This is a genomic window from Pyxidicoccus trucidator (genome assembly GCF_010894435.1).
GTDB lineage: Bacteria > Myxococcota > Myxococcia > Myxococcales > Myxococcaceae > Myxococcus > Myxococcus trucidator.
The window spans coordinates 1-16,578 of record NZ_JAAIXZ010000020.1 but is presented as its reverse complement, the minus strand read 5'-3'; the positions used below and the strand labels follow the sequence as shown (position 1 = coordinate 16,578).

Sequence of the window (16,578 nt, the reverse complement as noted above, 5' to 3'; positions counted from 1 at the left end):
ATACCCTAAACGGGGCGCGGGGGCAGCAGCTCCAGTACGGCCTCCGCGGCTCGGGTGGCGGCCCCGGTCTCCCCCAGTCGGCCGCGCATCTCCGCCAGCCCCCGCAGCATCTCCTCCCGGGGGGCCCCCGGCATCCATACCCGGCGGACCTCGTCGGCGATGCGCTCGGGCGTCATCTCCCCCTGGAGCAGCTCCGGCACCACCTTCCGGCCGGCCAGCAGGTTGACCAGCGAGACGAAGGCCACCTTCAGCATCAGCCGGCCCACCCAGTAGGTGATGAGCGAGACGCGGTAGACGACCACCAGTGGACGCTGCATCAGTCCGGCTTCGAGCACGGCGGTGCCCGACGCCACCACCGCCGCGTCGCTGGCGCCCACCACCTCCGGGGCGCGCCCCTCAATCAGGATGGGGGACAGGCCGCTGCCCGCGAAGCGGGACTCCACCTCCTCGCGGGGGATGGTGGAGGCCACGGGGACCACCACCTGGAGCCCGGGGCGCTCGGCGGCGAGGCGCTTCGCCGCGTCCACCATGGTGGGCAGCAGACGTCGGATTTCACTCATCCGGCTGCCGGGCAGCAGTGCGAGCGTGGGGGCGTCCTTCGCCAGCCCCAGGCGCTCGCGGAAGACGGCGGGGCTGTCCGGGGCGGGTACCTGCTCCACCACCGGGCTGCCCACATACCGGGCGCTCACCCCGGCCTCCTGGTAGAAGGCCTCCTCGAAGGGGAGGATGCAGAGCATCCGGTCCACCAGGCGTTTGATGGTGCGCACCCGCCCCCGGCGCCAGGCCCAGATCATGGGTGAGACGTAGTAGGCGACCGGGACGCCGAGGGCCTTGAGCTTCTCCGCCAGCCTCAGGTTGAAGTCGGGGATGTCCACCAGGATGGCGACATCCGGGCGGCGCTCGGCGGCGGCGTTGGCCAGCCCCTTCAGGATTTGCAGGATGCGGGGGATGCGGGGGAGCACCTCGGTGATGCCCATGACGGACACCTCGCGGGCGTCGAAGAGCAGCTCCACCCCCCGAGCGGCCAGGCGCGGGCCGCCCATGCCAAAGAAGGTGAGGTCCGGGCGGCGGGCCTGGAGGGCGGCGACGAGCTCGGCGGCGTGGGTATCACCGGAGGCCTCGCCGGCCACGACGAGGATGCGGGGCGGGGGCGTCATGAAGGGGCGCGCATCGTACCTGATGCGGGAGCGGGTGAAGGTGTAGAGTGAGGCAGCCTTGAAGACGCTTCTGCTCGCCGAGAGCCATCCCCCCACGCTCGAGCACCTGAAGGGCCTGCTCTCCCAGGCCGGGTACACCGTGCGCGCGGTGAATGACCCGGTGACGGCGATGGAGCACTTCGCGGCGGACAACCCGGCGGTGGTGGTGCTCGCGGTGGACCTGCCCCGCGTCGAGGGTGCGCACGTGGTGCACCTCATCCGGGCGCACAGCCAGGGTGCGAGGGTGCCGATTGTCGCCATCGACAAGGGGCACCTGGGCCGGGCGCGCGGCGTGGCGGCGGTGCTGGACCTCAAGGTGAACGCCTACATCGCGGACCCCCTCAAGCCGGGCGAGCTGGTGCCCAGGCTGGAGGCGCTGGTCCGCGCGGCGCAGGCCGTGCCGGCCACCGGCCTGTCGGCCACGCTGTCGAAGCCCGCGGTGAACTCGGGTGACTTGCGGGGCTATCCGCTGCCGGGGCTGCTCCACTCGCTCTACCGGCTGCGCCGCGACGGCGTGTTGGTGGCGGCGCACCGGGACTTGAGCCGGCGCGTGTACTTCCTGCGCGGCGGGGCGGTGAGCTACGACTCTTCGTCGAAGGCGGACTCGCTGCCGCGCTTCCTGGTGGACCGCAAGGTCCTCACCGTGCCGCAGTCGGAGCGGGTGGTGGAGGCGCTGGCGTCCGGGCTGCGCATCGGCGCGGCGCTGGCGGACGCGGGCGTGGAGGCGGCGGGCGAGGAGCTGTTGCAGCTGCTACGCGACTACACCCGGGAGCGGCTGGAGCGGGTGCTGGGCATGCGCGAGGGGCGCTACGCCTTCTACTCGGGTGACGAGTTCACCGCCGAGGTGGCCTCGGTGGAGGTGCCGCCCCTGGCGCCGGTGCTGGCGGGCGCGCGGCGGTGCTTCCCGCTGAAGGTGATGGCGGCCTCGCTGCGAGGGAACCTGGGCGAGTACCCGGTGCGCTCGTCCGAGTTCGGCCGAGACTTGCAGCCGATGGCGCTGGACACGGATGACCTGAAGATTGCCATGCAGGTCAACGGCCGCATCGTGCTGAGGGATTTGCTGGCGCACGGCCGCGGGGAGCTGGGCAAGGCGGTGTCGCTGCTGTGGTTCCTCAAGCTGACGGGTGGGGTGACGTTCTCCCCGACACCGGTGGCCACGGGGACGGACGTGCTGTCCAACGCGGTGCTGCCGGACCGGATTGCTCCGCGCAAGCGCAAGGCGCTCCCGCTGGAGACGGCGGCGTCCCTGCGCGAGGAGGCGGTCCGCATCATCACTCGCAGCTACTTCGGCAGCCTGGGGCTGGACATCGCCGCGGACACGGAGGCGGTGGAGCGCGCGTACCATGAGACGGCGATGCGCTTTCACCCCGACACGTATGCCGAGTACGACATCCTGGACCTGAGGGACTTGCTGGAGTCGGTGCAGGAGAAGCTGTCGGCCTCGTACCGCGTGCTGAGCGTGGACGAGAAGCGCAAGGCGTACCTCCAGTACCTCTTCAGCCGGCTGGACGTGGGGCGCAACACGGCGGTGGTGGTGGAGGCGGAGATTGCCTTGCGCCGGGGCGAGTCCGCGCTGAAGCGCCTGGACTTCACCACGGCGATGCGTGCGTTCGAGGAGGCGGTGACGCACAACCCGAACGAGCCGGAGTACTACGCCTGGCTTGCCTGGGCCACGTACCAGGCGGCGCCGGGGGCGTTGCTGGTGCGTGCGCAGAAGGCGCAGAAGGTGCTGAAGAAGGCGCTCTCGCTGGGGCCGTACGTGGAGCGGCTGCACATCATCGCGGCCATCATCGACACGGACCTGGGGGACGCGCCGCTGGCGCGCAAGAAGCTGCTCAAGGTGCTGGAGTACAACCCCTATTCGCAGCTCGCCAAGGCGGCGCTGCGCAAGGTGGGACGGTAGTCATGTTTCCCGTGCTGCTGCGGTTGCTGCGCTATGCGCGCCCGCACGTGGGCTTGCTCGTGGTGGCCTTCGTGGGCTCGGCGGTGGTGGGCCTGGCCGTGGGGGCGTACGCGTACCTGACGGGGCCGGCACTGCGCTTCCTGCTGTCGGGAGGGCAGGAGGGCTTTGCCAGTGCGCAGCGGGTGCCCTGGCTGGCGGACCTGCCTCGCGAGGCGGCGCTGTGGGGCTTCCCGGTATTGATGCTGGTGGTGGGGGCGGCGAAGGGCGTGGGGTACCTGACGCAGTTCTACTTCATGGGGATGTTCGCGCAGCGCGTGTCGAAGGACCTGCGACGCGAGCTGTTCGTGCGCCTCACCTCGCTGTCGCCGTCTCAGCTGGCGCGGCAGCGGACGGGCGACCTGCTGAGCCGCTTCTCGTCGGACGTCACCGCGGTGGAAGCGGCGGCCATGTACACGGTGGGCGCGTACCTGCGGGACACGCTGCAGGCCATCATCCTGACGGGCGTGGCGCTGTCCATGAGCCCGCTGCTGGGCGGAGTGATGCTGCTGGTGGTGCCGCTGGCGGCGCTGCCGGCGTCGCGGCTGATGCGCAAGGTGCTGAAGCGCACGCGTGAGGGGCAGACGCAGCTCGGCAATCTGGCGGGGCAGCTTCACGAGGGGCTGGGAGGTCTGCGGACCATCCAGGCCTTCAACGGCCAGGAGGCGGAGCTGGCCCGCTTCTCGGCGCACGCGCGGGCGCACGAGAAGGCGCTGGTGAGCGCGGCGTGGGCGCGGGGCGCGGTGCCCGGGTTGATGGAGGTGCTCGCGGCGGCGGCCCTGGCGGGAGCGCTGGCCTACGCGGCGGGCGCGCGGTTGATGCCGCCGGAGGCGCTGCTGTCGCTGCTGACGGCGGTCATCCTGGTGTACCAGCCGGTGAAGGAGCTGGGCCGGGTGACGCAGTTCGCGGTGCAGGCGGGTGCGGCGGGAGAGCGCCTCTTCGAGCTGCTGGACCTGAAGCACCCGGTGGAGGACGCGCCGGACGCGGTGCCGGCGCCGCCGTTGTCCCGGAACCTCGTGCTGGAGGGCGTGCGCTTCTCCTATGGCGAGCGCGTCGCGCTGGACGGCCTGACGCTGGAGCTGAAGGCGGGGCAGGTGACGGCGCTGGTGGGCGGTAGCGGCGGTGGCAAGAGCACGGTGACGTCGATGCTGCTCCGCTTCGAGCGGCCCCAGAAGGGCCAGCTGCTGCTGGATGGGGTGGACGCGGACCGGTACACGGCGAAGAGCGTGCGCGAGCAGTTCGCGCTGGTGACGCAGGAGCCGCTGCTCTTCCACGGCACGGTGCTGGACAACCTGCGCTACGCGAGGCCGGACGCCACGCGGGAAGAGGTGGAGGCGGCGGCCCGGGTGGCGCACGCGGACGGCTTCATCCGCGCTCTGCCGGAGGGCTACGACACGCGCATCGGCGAGCGCGGGGTGACGCTGAGCGGTGGGCAGCGGCAGCGCCTGTGCATCGCCCGGGCGGTGCTGGCGCGGGCGCCGGTGCTGGTGCTGGACGAGGCGACGAGCAGCCTGGACCCGGAGAGCGAGCGCGAGGTGCAGGCGGCGCTGGCGGCGGTGTTGCCCGGACGCACGGCGCTGGTGATTGCGCACCGGCTGTCCACGGTGGTGAACGCGGACGTGCTCCATGTGATGGAGGCGGGGCGCGCGGTGGAGAGCGGCACGCACGCCGAGCTGCTCCAGCGGGGTGGGCGCTACGCGTCGCTGTGGAAGCTGCAGACGGAAGGCCCGCTAGAGAAGGGCGCGGCGTGAGCCGGTTCCGGACGGTGGTGGCGAAGGGAGTCCAGGCGGTGCTGGGCACCCTGCTGCTCCTGCTGGGAATCGCGGGCCTGTTCGCGATGCCGGCCTCATGCGCGCGCTACCCGGTGGTGCTGCCGAAGGCGGGCGCCCCGACCTGGGTGCGCGGCGCCTTCCATGTGCACACCACGCGCTCGGATGGGCGGGGTACGCCGGGGGAGGTGGCGCGCGCGGCGAAGACGGCGGGCCTGGACTTCGTGGTGCTCACCGACCACAACGACTTCAAGCCACCCGCACCGGCCTGGGTGGACGGAGTCCTGCTGGTGCCCGGAGTGGAGATCTCCACGTCCGAGGGGCACCTCGCCGCGTTCGGCATGGAGCGTCCGCTGGAAGGCGTACGCCCGTGGATGCCGCCAGGAGACGCGGTGAAGGCGGTGGCGGCGGCGGGGGGCACGGCCGTGCTCGCGCACCCGGTGCAGCAGCGCAACCCCTGGAAGGACGAGGAAAGCGCCCGCGAGGCCCCCGGCTTCGAGCTGTACTCGGCGGACACCTTCTTCCGTCAGGCGGTGCGCAGCCCGGTGAGCCGGCTGTTGCCCGCGGTGGGCGCGTATCTGGGCAACCCCGGGCACGGGGTGATGCTGCTTGTCTCCCCCGAGCCCGAGCCGGGAGCCCGCTTCCTCGAGCTCGCGCGCGAGAGGCCGCACATCGCGTTCTGCGCCCACGACGCGCACGGGCTGCCGTCATACGAAGCGGTCTTCGAATCCCTGGCCATGTATCTGCCGCCGGAGTTGGTGCCCTCGCCCCTGCCGACGGACGCGGCCGAAGCCGCGGCCCGGGTGTCACGGGCGCTCGGGAGTGGACGCGCGGTGTGCGCCTTCCGCGCGCTGGGCGAGCCCGCGGGCTTCGCCTTGGAAGGCCTGGACCCGGAGCGGCGCGAGGCCCGGGTGGGCGATGTGCTGGAGGTGCGCCTGCCTGGCAACCCGGAGGAGGACGTGGTGCGGGTGGAGGTATGGGGAGACGGCCGCCTCCGTCCGGACGGCAGGTCCGTGGAGTTGACGGCAGAGGGCGTGGTTCATGTGGAGGTGTGGGCCCGGGGGCCGGGACGCTTCTTCGGGACGGAGTGGCGGCCCTGGATAGTCCCGAGCCCCGTCCGTGTGGTGCCGCGCGGGCCGGGCATCTGATAGAGGGCGCGAGACCCGTCCATGCGCCTCCTGTACATCCTCGCCAGCTATGCGCTCTTCGCGCTCCTGTTCCCGGTGCTCTCGCTGCACCGGAAGACGCGTCATGGGCTGAAGGAGCGGCTGGGTTTCTACGGCCCGGGCAGCCTGCCCCCGCGCGGCGAGGGCCCGGTGCTGTGGTTGCACGGCGCCAGCGCGGGAGACCTGCTGGCGCTGTCCCCGATGTTCGGTCCGTTGCGTGCGCGTTTCCCGGGGTGCCAGCTCATCCTGTCGACGATGACGGACAGCGGCTACGCGATGGCGAAGGGCCGGCTGGCGAAGGACATCGACGGGGTGGTGTATGTGCCCTACGACCTCTGGGGCGCGACGCGCCGGGCGGTGCGGGCCATCCGGCCGGATGTGCTGGTGCTGGAGTACACGGAGATCTGGCCCAACCTCATCCGCGCGGCGAAGCGGGGTGGGGCGCGGGTGGTGATGACGAACGGGCGCTTCTCCCCGGCGAATCTGGAGAAGTACCGCTGGCTGTTCCGGCTCATCGACAACCCGCTGAGGGACCTGGACCTGCTGCTGATGCGGCAGGACGAGGAGGCCGAGCGGGCCAGGAGCCTGGGCGCGCGGCCGGAGCGGGTGACGGTGACGGGCAACACGAAGTTCGACTCCCTGGCGGGAGGCCCCGTGCGCGAGGACGACACGCTGCGCGGCGCGCTGGGACTTGAGCCGGGTGCCCGCGTCTGGATTTCCGGGAGCACGCACGATGGCGAGGAGGAAGTGCTGCTCCGGGTGTATCGGCGCCTGCTGGAGCGGTGGCCGGACCTGCGGCTGGTCATCGCGCCCAGGTACGTGGACCGGGCTGCGCGCATCGTGACGCTGGCGCGTGAGCAGGGGTTGAGCGTGGGGCTGCGCTCGCAAGGCAACCCCGAGCGTGGGCAGGTGGCGGTGCTGGACACGATTGGTGAGCTGTCGAGGGCCTACCGGCTGGCGACGGTGGTGTTCGTGGGAGGCTCGTTCACGAAGCGGGGCGGGCAGAACATCCTGGAGCCGGCGGGGCAGGGGAAGCCGGTGCTGTACGGGCCGCACATGGACAACTTCCGGGACAGCGTGGAGCTGCTGTCGGGACACGGCGGGCAGCAGGTCGCGGACGGCGAGGCCCTGCATGCGGCGCTCGCGGAGCTGTTGGCCTCGCCGGAGCGGCTCGCGACGCTGGGCGAGCAGGCCCAGGCGACGGTGCGACGGATTTCCGGAGCGAGCGAGAGGAACGCCGAAGCGATGACGACGCTCTTTCCCCACGGGAGGCCGGACCCGCGATGACGCTCATCGTCCACCCGCACTTCCACAAGCGGTACACGGGGGTGACGCGCCACGTGGAGTCGGTGGTGCCCGCGCTCACCCGCGACACGGGCTCGGAGACGCGAGTCATGGGCTCTGGCCTGAGCGACGGCCTGCCGCGAATCACCTGGCCCGAGCTGCTCCGCCGCGCCCGCACGGAGCCGGTGGTGTGGCACGCGCACCGGAACAACGAGCTGCTGGCGGGCATGGTGCTGAAGCTGCTGGGCCGTGAGGTGAGGCTCGTCTTCACGAGGCATACGTCCATCGCTCCGAGCGGCTTCACGCGCTTCATCGCCCGGGGAGCGGACGCGCTCGTCTCGCTGACACGGCAGGTGGCGGAGGTCATCGCGCTGCCATCGACGGTCATCTCGCACGGCATCGACCTGACGCGGTTCCACCCACCCGAGGACCGGGACGAGGCGTGGCGCCGGCTCGGCCAGGGTGGGCGCTACGGCATTGGAGTCATCGGGCGCATCCGGAAGGAGAAGGGGCAGGGAGACTTCCTCGAAGCCGTGCGCCCGCTGCTGCCCGGGAACCCGGACTGGCACGCGGTGCTGGTGGGCCTGGCGAAGGGCGCGGACCTGGAGTGGGTGAACGGGCTGCGCGCGGGCATCGAGGACCGCGTCTCACTGGCGGGAGAGCAGTCGGTCATCGAGCCCTGGTACCAGGGGCTGAGCGTGCTGGTCCACCCCTCGTACGCGGAGGGCTACTCGCTGGTGCACGTGGAAGCGATGGCGTCCGGGTGCTGCGTGGTGGCGTCGAAGCTGCCGTACCTGGACACACTCATCGAGCACGGGCGCACGGGCTTCTTCTTCGAGCCCGGGGACGTGAAGGCGCTGCGCGAGCTGCTGGCCATGTTGATGCGAGAGCCGGAGCGGGCGCGAGAGGTGGGGCGCAACGCGGCCGAGGAGGCACGGCGCCGCTGTGGTGTGGAGCACGAAGCGCGAGCGCTGGGAGACCTGTACCGAGCGCTGGTGGGGCGGTGAGCGGATGCGCATCCTCCACCTGCTCGCGAGCCCGTTCTTCAGCGGCCCGGCGGAGAACGTGGCGTTGCTGGCGCTGGCGCAGCGCGAGGCCGGCCACGAGGTGATGGTGGCGGTGGACCGGCGGCGCACGGACGTGCCGGCGGAGGAGCCCGCGGTCCCCCGGTTCCGGGAGCTCGGGCTGTTGGACGAGGGCGGCCTGGAGCTGTCCGTGAAGTCCCCGCCCTGGGGGATGTGGAGCGACCTGCGCCACCTGAAGAAGCGCGAGGTGGAGGTGGTGCACTCGCACTTCAGCCACGACCACCTGCTGGCACGGTGGGGGCGTCCCCGGGGAGCGGTGCTGGTCCGCTCCCTTCACGCGCCGCGCTCGCTGCGAGCATCGCTGCCGGCGGCGGACGCGTACACGGTGCCCGCCAGCGTGTTGCTGCCCCGGCTGCTGGAGAAGGGGCGGACGGCCCAGGTGCTGCCCGCGCTGGTGGATGCCCGGTTCCACCCGGCAGAGGACCGGCAGGCGCTGCGCCGCGAGCTGGGGCTCACGGGGGCACCGTTGCTGGGCATGGTCTCCACCTTCCAACCGTCGCGACGGCACACGGTGGGAGTGGAGGCCTTCGCCCTCTACCGGAAGCAGCGGCCCGAGGCCCGCCTCGTGCTCGTGGGAGACGGGGCGCTGCTGGAGGCGACGCGGCGTCAGGTCTCGGAGCTCGGCCTGACGGGCGCGGTCACCTTCGCGGGGTACCAGCAGGGCGACGCGTTCGTGCGCTGGCTCCAGGCGCTGGACGAGGTGTGGCTGCTCGGGCTGGGCAACGACTGGAGCGCGAGGGCCGCGGCGCAGGCCAGGGCGTGTGAAGTGCGCGTGGTGGCGGTGGACGAGGGGGCGTTGCCAGACCTGGCGGATGCGAGGGTGGCGACGCCAACACCGGAGGCGGTGGTCTCCTCCGCGCTGTCCGGCCAGCGTGCTCCCGTGGCCCATCCGACGAACGCGAGAATCGCGGACGAGGTACTCGCGCTGTATGCACGTGCGAGGCGCTCCTGGTGAACGCCGCACTATCGTCCGAGCAATGGAAGAGGCCGTTGGAAGCGGTCCGCGCGCGTAGGAGGGCTGGAGCGTGCTGACCTACAAAGACGCCCTGCGCATCGCACTGGCGCATCTTCGGCCAGACTGTGGGCTCATCGAGTCCATGACGCGAGAGTTGCCCTTCGGCTGGTACTTCCTTGCCCAGCCCAAGCAGTACCTCGAGACAGGGAATCCCCTGCACCTGTTGATGGGCAACGGCGGCTTCGTCGTGGACCGGGAGACGGGACGTGTGCACGAGTTCGGGTCGGCATTTCCCCTCGAACGGAACCTGCGCATGTACGCGAAGGGGTTCCGGTACCAGGTCTACGACTTGACCATCACTCTCGTGCATGACCTGAAGACCACGGTGCGACTGCTGCATGGGCTCGGCATGTCCTACGTGGAGCCGGAGGAGGCGTACGGCGTGGTGTGGCGTGTCCCCCAGCGCTATACGGAGTCGCAACTGGAGCAGTTCCTCCAACACCTTCCCCACACGTTCGCGGGCCACGGCTTCTATTTCCACCTGGAGGTCTTCGAGGAGATGGACCAGGCGCGCTGCTGTACCTACGAGCTACGCGAGCATCAACCGGAGCAGGTCAGGTCTCCCCCGCCGTGAATCCGTCGACACCCGAAGCCCCTACGGCCATCGAGCGGGTCTTCTACCCGCCCGCTCCCGAGCCATGGGGACGCCGTGCGCTCCTGTCACCGCTCACGGCGGTGTCGTGGACCTATGCCGCGGCGGTGCGCCTGAGAGGTGCCCTCTACGATTCAGGACTGCTGCGCGCCGAGCGTGTGGAGGGCCTGCGCGTCATCTCCGTGGGCAACCTCAACGTGGGGGGCACGGGCAAGACGCCAGCGGTGCTCCACCTGGCGGACCTGCTGGTACGCGAGGGCCGCAAGGTCGGCATCCTCACGCGAGGCTACGGCCGGGGCTCGCGCGAGCCGCTGACCTTCACCGGCGCGGAGGCCCTGCCCTCGGTCGAGGATGCGGGTGACGAGCCGCTGCTGCTCGCGCGCCGCTGTCCCCAGGTGCGCCTCTTCGTGGGTGCGGACCGTGTGTCCGGGGCCCTGCGGGCGCGCGACGACTTCGGTCTGGACACGGTGCTGCTCGACGACGGCTTCCAGCACCGCCGGCTCGCGCGTGACGAGGACCTCGTCGTGGTAGACGAGTCCGTGGGACTGGGCAATGGCCACATGCTCCCCCGGGGGCCGTTGCGTGAGCCTCGCTCGTCCCTGCGTCGCGCCACGCTGCTCTGGATGCGGGCGTCCTCCACGGCGCCAACTGTTCCGACAAACCCGGCCCTGGTCACTCCAGGCCCGGACCTTCCCGAGGGCACGGGAGTCCCCCGGGTCCGTACGCGCTACCTGCCCACGGCGTGGTTGGAGCCCTCGGGCCAGATCCATCCGACGGCCGCGCTGACCGGGCAGCCGGTGCTCGCGCTGGCGGGGCTCGCCCGCCCGGGGGGCTTCCTGCGGACCCTGCAGTCACTCGGCACGGAGGTTCGCGACGCGGCCCTCTTCCCCGACCACCACCGCTTCACGGCAGACGAACTGCGCGCTGTCGGGGCCCGAGCGGCCCGGCAGGGCGCACGGGTGGTGACGACGGAGAAGGACGCGGTGCGTCTGCCACCGGGTTTCGAGGCGTGGGTGGTCCGGCTGGGGGTGGAAGTGCTGGAGGGCGAGTCCCACCTGCGCCGGGCGCTCGGGCTGGCGGACGTGCCGCGCGACTTGTGAGGCGCGGAGGGCTGTGGGACAAACCGCCGCCATGGCCGCAGTCTCGCCCGCTCGCTCGTTGTCTTCGCCCACGCGCCTGCCGCTCGCCTTCGCGCGCCGCAGGGTGCTGCTGGTCGGGGACCTGGTCGCCGACCACTACATCTACGGTCAGACGGACCGGGTGAGCCGTGAGGCGCCGGTGCTCATCGTCCGCTACGAGTCCGCCGAGGTGAAGCTGGGCGGCGGCGCCAACGTGGCGGCCAACGTCCGGGCGCTCTCCGGGCAGGTGACGGCGGTGGGTGCGCTCGGCACGGACGAGATGGGCCGCTCGCTGCGCCGCCTGTTCGATGAGGCCGGTATCCGCCTGCACGCGGTGAGTGGGCGCGGCATCGAGACGGAGACGAAGACACGCATCCTCGCGGGCGGGGTGAGCACCACGCGCCAGCAGATGTTGCGGCTGGACCGGGGCCAGCGAGGCTCGCTGCCCCCGCGCATGCGCAAGGCGCTGGCCAAGCAGGTGGAGGCGGCGGCGCGGGACGCGGATGCGGTGGTGGTGTCCGACTACGGCGCGGGCGTGCTCGGAGACGAGGTGCGCGAGGTGCTGCGGCGGCTTGCGGCGGACGGCCTGCCCGTGTGCGTGGACAGCCGCTATGCGCTCTCGTCGTTCGCGGGCCTGACGGTGTGCAAGCCCAACGAGCCGGAGCTGGAGGCGCTCGCCGGGAGGCCGGTGCGCACGGAGGCGGACCTGCTGGAGGCGGGGCACACGGCGGTGCGCCGGCTCGGGTGCCGCGCGCTGCTGGTGACGCGAGGCCGGCACGGCATGACGCTCTTCGACGCGGAGGGCGGGGTGGACCACATCCCAGTGCACGGTGCGAAGTCGGCGGTGGACGTGACGGGGGCGGGAGACACGGTGATTGCGACCTTCGCGCTGTCGCTGGCGGCAGGCGCCTCGTTCGGTGAGGCGGCGCGGCTGGCGAACGTGGCCGGCTCGCTGGTGGTGCAGAAGCCGGGCACCGCGACGGTGTCCCGGGAAGAGCTGCTCGAAGAGCTGCGGAGCGCGCGATGAACACCCTGGAGAAGCTCCAACCGCTGGCGAAGGTGGCGGAGGAGCGCGAGCGCTGGAGGGCCGAGGGGCGCACGGTGGCCCTCGCCAACGGCGTCTTCGACCTGCTGCACGTGGGCCACGTGCGCTACCTGGAGGGCGCCCGGGCACTGGCGGACGTGCTGGTGGTGGCGGTGAACTCGGACGCGTCCACGCGGGCCTATAAGGGCCCGGGGCGCCCCCACATCCCCGAGGCAGAGCGCGCGGAGCTGGTGGCCGCGCTCGCCTGCACGGACCGGGTGATTGTCTTCGACGAGCCCAACGTGCGAGCCATCATCCGCGCCCTCAAGCCGGACGTGCACGTGAAGGGCACGGACTACACGCCGGAGAGCATCCCCGAGGGGGACGAGGTCCGTGCCTACGGCGGGCGCACGGCGGTGTCCGGCGACCCGAAGGACCACAGCACCACGGAGCTCGCCCGGCGCCTCGGCCGCGAGGGCACGAAGTAGCCCGTGCCGCCCCTGGATGCGGTGCTGAGGGCCGTGCTGGGCTGTCCTCGATGCAAGGGCCCGATCACGGTGCACGAGCAGGAGGCCCTCTCCGAGGTCCACTGCCCTCGCTGTCGGTGCGCGTGGCCGGTGGAGGACGGAATCCCGCGAATGGTACCCGAGCGCATGTCTCGGACCGCACCTGAGCGGGAGCCGGAGTAGTCGTTACCGGCCACCTGCTTCACGCAGGGCCGAGGCGAAGGCGCGCACCTCGTCCGAGGCCCGGGCCTCCAGGCCCTGCCCGCCCGCGCCATCCACGAGCGCCGTGAGGTCCACCATGCGGTGGGGCGCGTAGGCGTGGCCCCAGCGCTCCATGTCCATCCGGAGGAAGAAGGCCAGGGTGGGGGCCCCGACGGCGACCGACAGGTGCATGGGCCCGGTGTTGTTGCACACGGTGAAGCCCGCGGCGCGCATGAGGGCGGCCAGCTCGTCCAGGTTGGTGGGCGGCGCGAGTCGGGCCCCGGGCGCGGCCTCCACCACGGAGCGGGCGAGCTCCTCCTCTCCCGGGCCCCAGGTGACGACGGGGACGCGCCCCAGCTCCAGCAGCGTCCGCGCGGCGGCGGCGAAGGCCTGGGGCGGAATCCGCCGGGGGCCCAGGCGCCCGCCCGGGTTGATGACCGCGGCGGCGGTGCCGGCATTCGCCTCCAGATACGCGCGGATGGCGGGCCCCACGGCCGGCTCCCGGAAGGAAAGCCCCCTCGCCACCGTGCCTCCCGTGACGGGCGTGAGCAGGTGCGTGCGCTGCACGGCCTCGTTCCGGGTGTCCGTGCGGGCGGGCACGGACAGGGAGTGGAGGCGGGATACCGGCCACACGTCCGGGCCGATGACCACCGCGAGGGGCCCCGCCATGCGGGCCACGAGCGCGCTCGTCACCGAGGGGGATTCCCAGTTGGCGCAGTCCACCACCAGGTCATAGCGCTCGCGGCGCAGGGCCTGGAGCCCGGGCGCCAACGGCCCCAGCCAGAGCCGCCGCCGGTCGAACGCGATGACCGAGTCCGCATCCGGGTGTCCCGCCAGGACCCGCGCGACCTTCGCATGGACGAGCACGTGCACCTCGGGGGCGGGGTGCACATGCGCCTTGAGGGTGCGCATCAGTGGGGTGGTGAGGAGCGCCTCGCCCACGCGGTTGTCGGGCCGCACGAGCAGCACCTTCCGGGGGACGGACAGGGAACTTCCAGGACGGCGACGGCGGCCGGGGCGCCAGAAGAGGGCAGACGCCACGAGTGCCAGCGCCAGCTTCGCCCACAGCTCGAGCCGCTTGTGCCAGGACATCTCGGCGGCGGACCCTACACAGAATCAGAAGCCGTGCAAGCGCGCGGCTTGACCTGGGCGCCGAAAGCCCCTAGCAACCGCCCAATGCTGAAGAGCATGACCGGGTTCGGAGCAGGCCGCGCGCGCGTGGGGGACGAAGAGGTCTCCGTCGAGTTGCGCTCGCTCAACCACAAGTTCTGCGAGGTGAAGGCGCGCCTGCCACGTGAGCTCTCGTCACTGGAGCCAACGGTTTCGAAGCAGGTGAAGGACCGGCTGGCCCGCGGCTCGGTGGAGCTGCTGGTGAAGCGGCAATCCCCCACTGCCTCCGGCACGGTGCCCACGGTGGACCTGGGCCTGGCGCGCGAATACGTGCGCGCCTTCCGAGAGCTGGCCAAGGAGCTGGGCCTCGTGGGGGATGTCGCCTGGTCCCAGGTGGCCAATCAGCCCGGCGTCGTCCGCCTGGAGGAGAAGGGCGTGGACGTGGAGTCCGCCACTCCGGCGGTGCAAGCCGCGCTGGACCAGGCCCTCACCGCGCTGGAGAAGATGCGCCTCATCGAGGGCGAGGCCATCCACGCGGACCTCGACGCCCGGCTGAAGCTGCTGGAGGGCTGGAGCCGCGAGGTGGCGCAGTTCGCCCCGCGCGCCGTGCAGGACTACCAGCAGCGGCTCACGGACCGTATCGCCGAGCTCGCGCGCGGTGTGGCGGTGGACCCGCAGCGGCTGGCGCAGGAGGTGGCCCTCTTCGCCGAGCGCACGGACATCGCCGAGGAAGTCACCCGCCTCGCGAGCCACCTCGAGCAGTTCCGAGCCCTCATGTCCAGCAGCGAGCCCGCTGGCCGCCGAATGGATTTTCTCGTGCAGGAGATGCACCGCGAGGTGAACACGACCGGTTCCAAGAGCCAGCACGCGGAAATCTCCGCGCGCGTGGTCTCGATGAAGGCCGAGGTCGAGCGCATCCGTGAACAGGTGCAGAACGTCGAATGAACGCGCCCACCGTGCTCCAGCCTGGTCTGTTGCTCGTCCTCTCCGCGCCTTCCGGGGCGGGGAAGACCACCCTTGCCCACCGGCTCCTCAAGGAGACGCCGGATGCGGTCTTCTCCATCAGCGTCACCACGCGGCGGCCCCGCGGGAAGGAGCGCGACGGGGTGGACTACCACTTCGTCGACGTCGCCGCCTTCCAGCAGAAGATTGAGCGGGGCGAGTTCGTGGAGTGGGCCGAGGTCCACCACCACTTCTACGGCAGCCCCCAGGCCGCGGTGGACGAGGCCCGCGCCCGGAAGAGCGTGGCCATTTTCGACATCGACGTGCAGGGCGGGCAGGCCATCAAGCGCAAGCACCCAGACGCGGTGCTCGTCTTCGTGCTGCCCCCCTCCATGGAGGAGTTGGAGCGTCGCCTGAGAGATCGTCAGACGGACTCCGACGAGACCATCCGACGCCGGCTGCTGGCTGCCCGCTCGGAGATAGAGCGGGGAATCGCCTCGTACGACTACATCGTCATGAATGACGACTTCGAGCGGGCCTACGGCGAGCTGCGCTCCGTGGTGGCGGCGGAGCGCTGCCGTCGGGGTCGGGTGGATGTCTCGAAGCTGGGGCTCGGCGACGGAGGCTGACGCCGGGGCGGGAATGGTCCGGAGGGGGAGGGTGGTTTCCCCCAACACCCGGACGGCAGCGGCGGCCTCCGGGGTGCGCAAGTGGCGAGAATCAAACTTCTTGCGCGCCCGGGTCGGTTGGTGGATAAGCCGCCCACCTGACGGCGGAACGCAGCCGTCACTCCGGCGCCTCCTGGGGCATCGGCTTTCTGTGCAAGAGCGAATAGGACCGTGAGTCCATGTCCGAAGTGCTCCGCGAGGAGTACCTCTGCAGGGTCCAGGGGCAGTCAGGGAAGCTCGTGACAGGAAGTTGACATTGTCCGGGCGGCTCCATAGATGGTCGAGAAGCAGGTGGTGGTGAACCGGCGGGCGTGAAGGTGGATGGAGCGGGTAGCCGTCTCAACGGGAGACGGAGCTGGGGCAGAAAAGCAGTGGGTCGGCCGAAGCGGTTGACTCGAGACGCGGTGGTGGTAGAAGCCGCGCCCCTACGACGAAGCCCGCGCACTGGCGCGGAAGGGACTTCGGACGTGGTGCAGCACCGACAAACGGAATACGGCGGTCAACGATGCAGGTTGACTCACGACGCGGCGACGAAGTAGAAGCCGCGCCCCCGACGAAGAAAAAGCCCGAGCAGCAGCAGGGCGGACGGTTCGGAGGGGAGAGTCAGCGAAGCAGCGGTTGACAGGGACGGCGGCAAAGCGGTAGAAGCCGCGCCCCCTCGAAAGAAAACAGCGGAAGCCACTGGGCGGCGCTGAGGACTTCGGGAGGCCCCGAGGACGCAAAAGTCGAAGTTGACAGCGGATGCGGACTCGAATAAAAGATGCAGCCCCGCCGGTTGGAAACGGCGGACAGCAAACGAAGTAACGGTAACAAAAAGTCGCGGGTGGTACAAGCGACTCGGTCTTTGAAAACCAAATAGCAAGCCCAAGTAGAAGACAGATTGCGGAAACCGCAGTCAATTCTTTGACGGTGCCAGCCAGGTCGCGCTGAGAAGCGCAGCCGGCAGCACCGATATGAATCAGC

15 protein-coding genes are annotated in these 16,578 nt (G+C 71.1%); 13 read left to right on the top strand and 2 right to left on the bottom strand.

From position 1 onward, the window contains the following. Positions 1-5: 5 nt before the first annotated feature. Positions 6-1,157, bottom strand: coding sequence for a lipid-A-disaccharide synthase (gene lpxB, locus G4D85_RS39095; RefSeq protein WP_164019332.1), 1,152 nt, complete (start codon positions 1,155-1,157; stop codon positions 6-8). Positions 1,158-1,215: 58 nt separating this feature from the next. Here lpxB and G4D85_RS39090 point away from each other — a divergent pair, with 58 nt between their 5' ends. The 11 genes from G4D85_RS39090 to G4D85_RS50615 all read left to right on the top strand — a co-directional run bounded on the left by G4D85_RS39090 (position 1,216) and on the right by G4D85_RS50615 (position 12,877). Further along, on the top strand, positions 1,216-3,099 hold the full coding sequence (locus G4D85_RS39090) for a DUF4388 domain-containing protein (protein ID WP_164019330.1): 1,884 nt from the start codon (positions 1,216-1,218) through the stop codon (positions 3,097-3,099). A 2-nt stretch (positions 3,100-3,101) separates the two neighbouring features. Next, positions 3,102-4,886, top strand: a complete 1,785-nt coding sequence (locus G4D85_RS39085) for an ABC transporter ATP-binding protein (RefSeq protein WP_164019328.1) — start codon at positions 3,102-3,104, stop codon at positions 4,884-4,886. Positions 4,887-4,903: 17 nt separating this feature from the next. Beyond that, positions 4,904-6,052 carry a PHP domain-containing protein gene (locus G4D85_RS39080; RefSeq protein ID WP_164019481.1) on the top strand — a complete coding sequence of 383 codons (1,149 nt, stop codon included), beginning with the start codon at positions 4,904-4,906 and terminating at the stop codon, positions 6,050-6,052. 21 nt (positions 6,053-6,073) lie between these two features. Next, complete coding sequence (locus G4D85_RS39075; protein ID WP_164019326.1) at positions 6,074-7,357, top strand: 3-deoxy-D-manno-octulosonic acid transferase; 1,284 nt, start codon at positions 6,074-6,076, stop codon at positions 7,355-7,357. Continuing rightward, the gene (locus G4D85_RS39070) at positions 7,354-8,361 is read left to right on the top strand and encodes a glycosyltransferase family 4 protein (RefSeq protein WP_164019324.1); all 1,008 of its coding nucleotides are present in this window, start codon (positions 7,354-7,356) and stop codon (positions 8,359-8,361) included. Before G4D85_RS39075 ends, G4D85_RS39070 begins: the two co-directional genes overlap by 4 nt. A gap of 4 nt (positions 8,362-8,365) precedes the next feature. Beyond that, a complete protein-coding gene (locus G4D85_RS39065; protein WP_164019480.1) occupies positions 8,366-9,394 on the top strand; it encodes a glycosyltransferase in 1,029 nt (342 codons plus the stop codon). 70 nt (positions 9,395-9,464) lie between these two features. Continuing rightward, positions 9,465-10,028 carry a YrhB domain-containing protein gene (locus tag G4D85_RS39060; protein ID WP_164019322.1) on the top strand — a complete coding sequence of 188 codons (564 nt, stop codon included), beginning with the start codon at positions 9,465-9,467 and terminating at the stop codon, positions 10,026-10,028. Then, positions 10,025-11,146 (top strand): tetraacyldisaccharide 4'-kinase, encoded by a 1,122-nt coding sequence (gene lpxK / locus G4D85_RS39055; RefSeq protein ID WP_164019321.1) that lies wholly within the window; start codon positions 10,025-10,027, stop codon positions 11,144-11,146. The genes G4D85_RS39060 and lpxK overlap by 4 nt, the downstream gene beginning before the upstream one ends. 31 nt (positions 11,147-11,177) lie before the next feature. Next, complete coding sequence (locus G4D85_RS39050; RefSeq protein ID WP_164019319.1) at positions 11,178-12,191, top strand: bifunctional heptose 7-phosphate kinase/heptose 1-phosphate adenyltransferase; 1,014 nt, start codon at positions 11,178-11,180, stop codon at positions 12,189-12,191. Further along, positions 12,188-12,676, top strand: a complete 489-nt coding sequence (locus G4D85_RS39045; protein WP_164019316.1) for an adenylyltransferase/cytidyltransferase family protein — start codon at positions 12,188-12,190, stop codon at positions 12,674-12,676. The genes G4D85_RS39050 and G4D85_RS39045 overlap by 4 nt, the downstream gene beginning before the upstream one ends. Positions 12,677-12,679: 3 nt before the next feature. Next, positions 12,680-12,877: a Trm112 family protein gene (locus tag G4D85_RS50615; RefSeq protein WP_338052935.1), complete on the top strand. Its 198-nt coding sequence runs from the start codon at positions 12,680-12,682 to the stop codon at positions 12,875-12,877. Positions 12,878-12,880: 3 nt separating this feature from the next. Here the strand turns inward: G4D85_RS50615 and G4D85_RS39040 are convergent, their stop codons facing one another. Next, the gene (locus G4D85_RS39040) at positions 12,881-13,987 is read right to left on the bottom strand and encodes a glycosyltransferase family 9 protein (RefSeq protein ID WP_164019314.1); all 1,107 of its coding nucleotides are present in this window, start codon (positions 13,985-13,987) and stop codon (positions 12,881-12,883) included. Between the two features lie 84 nt (positions 13,988-14,071). On the opposite strand from G4D85_RS39040, the gene G4D85_RS39035 reads away from it, so the two are divergent. After that, positions 14,072-14,950, top strand: a complete 879-nt coding sequence (locus tag G4D85_RS39035; protein ID WP_164019312.1) for a YicC/YloC family endoribonuclease — start codon at positions 14,072-14,074, stop codon at positions 14,948-14,950. Continuing rightward, on the top strand, positions 14,947-15,576 hold the full coding sequence (gene gmk / locus G4D85_RS39030) for a guanylate kinase (RefSeq protein ID WP_164019310.1): 630 nt from the start codon (positions 14,947-14,949) through the stop codon (positions 15,574-15,576). Before G4D85_RS39035 ends, gmk begins: the two co-directional genes overlap by 4 nt. Positions 15,577-16,578: the final 1,002 nt, after the last annotated feature.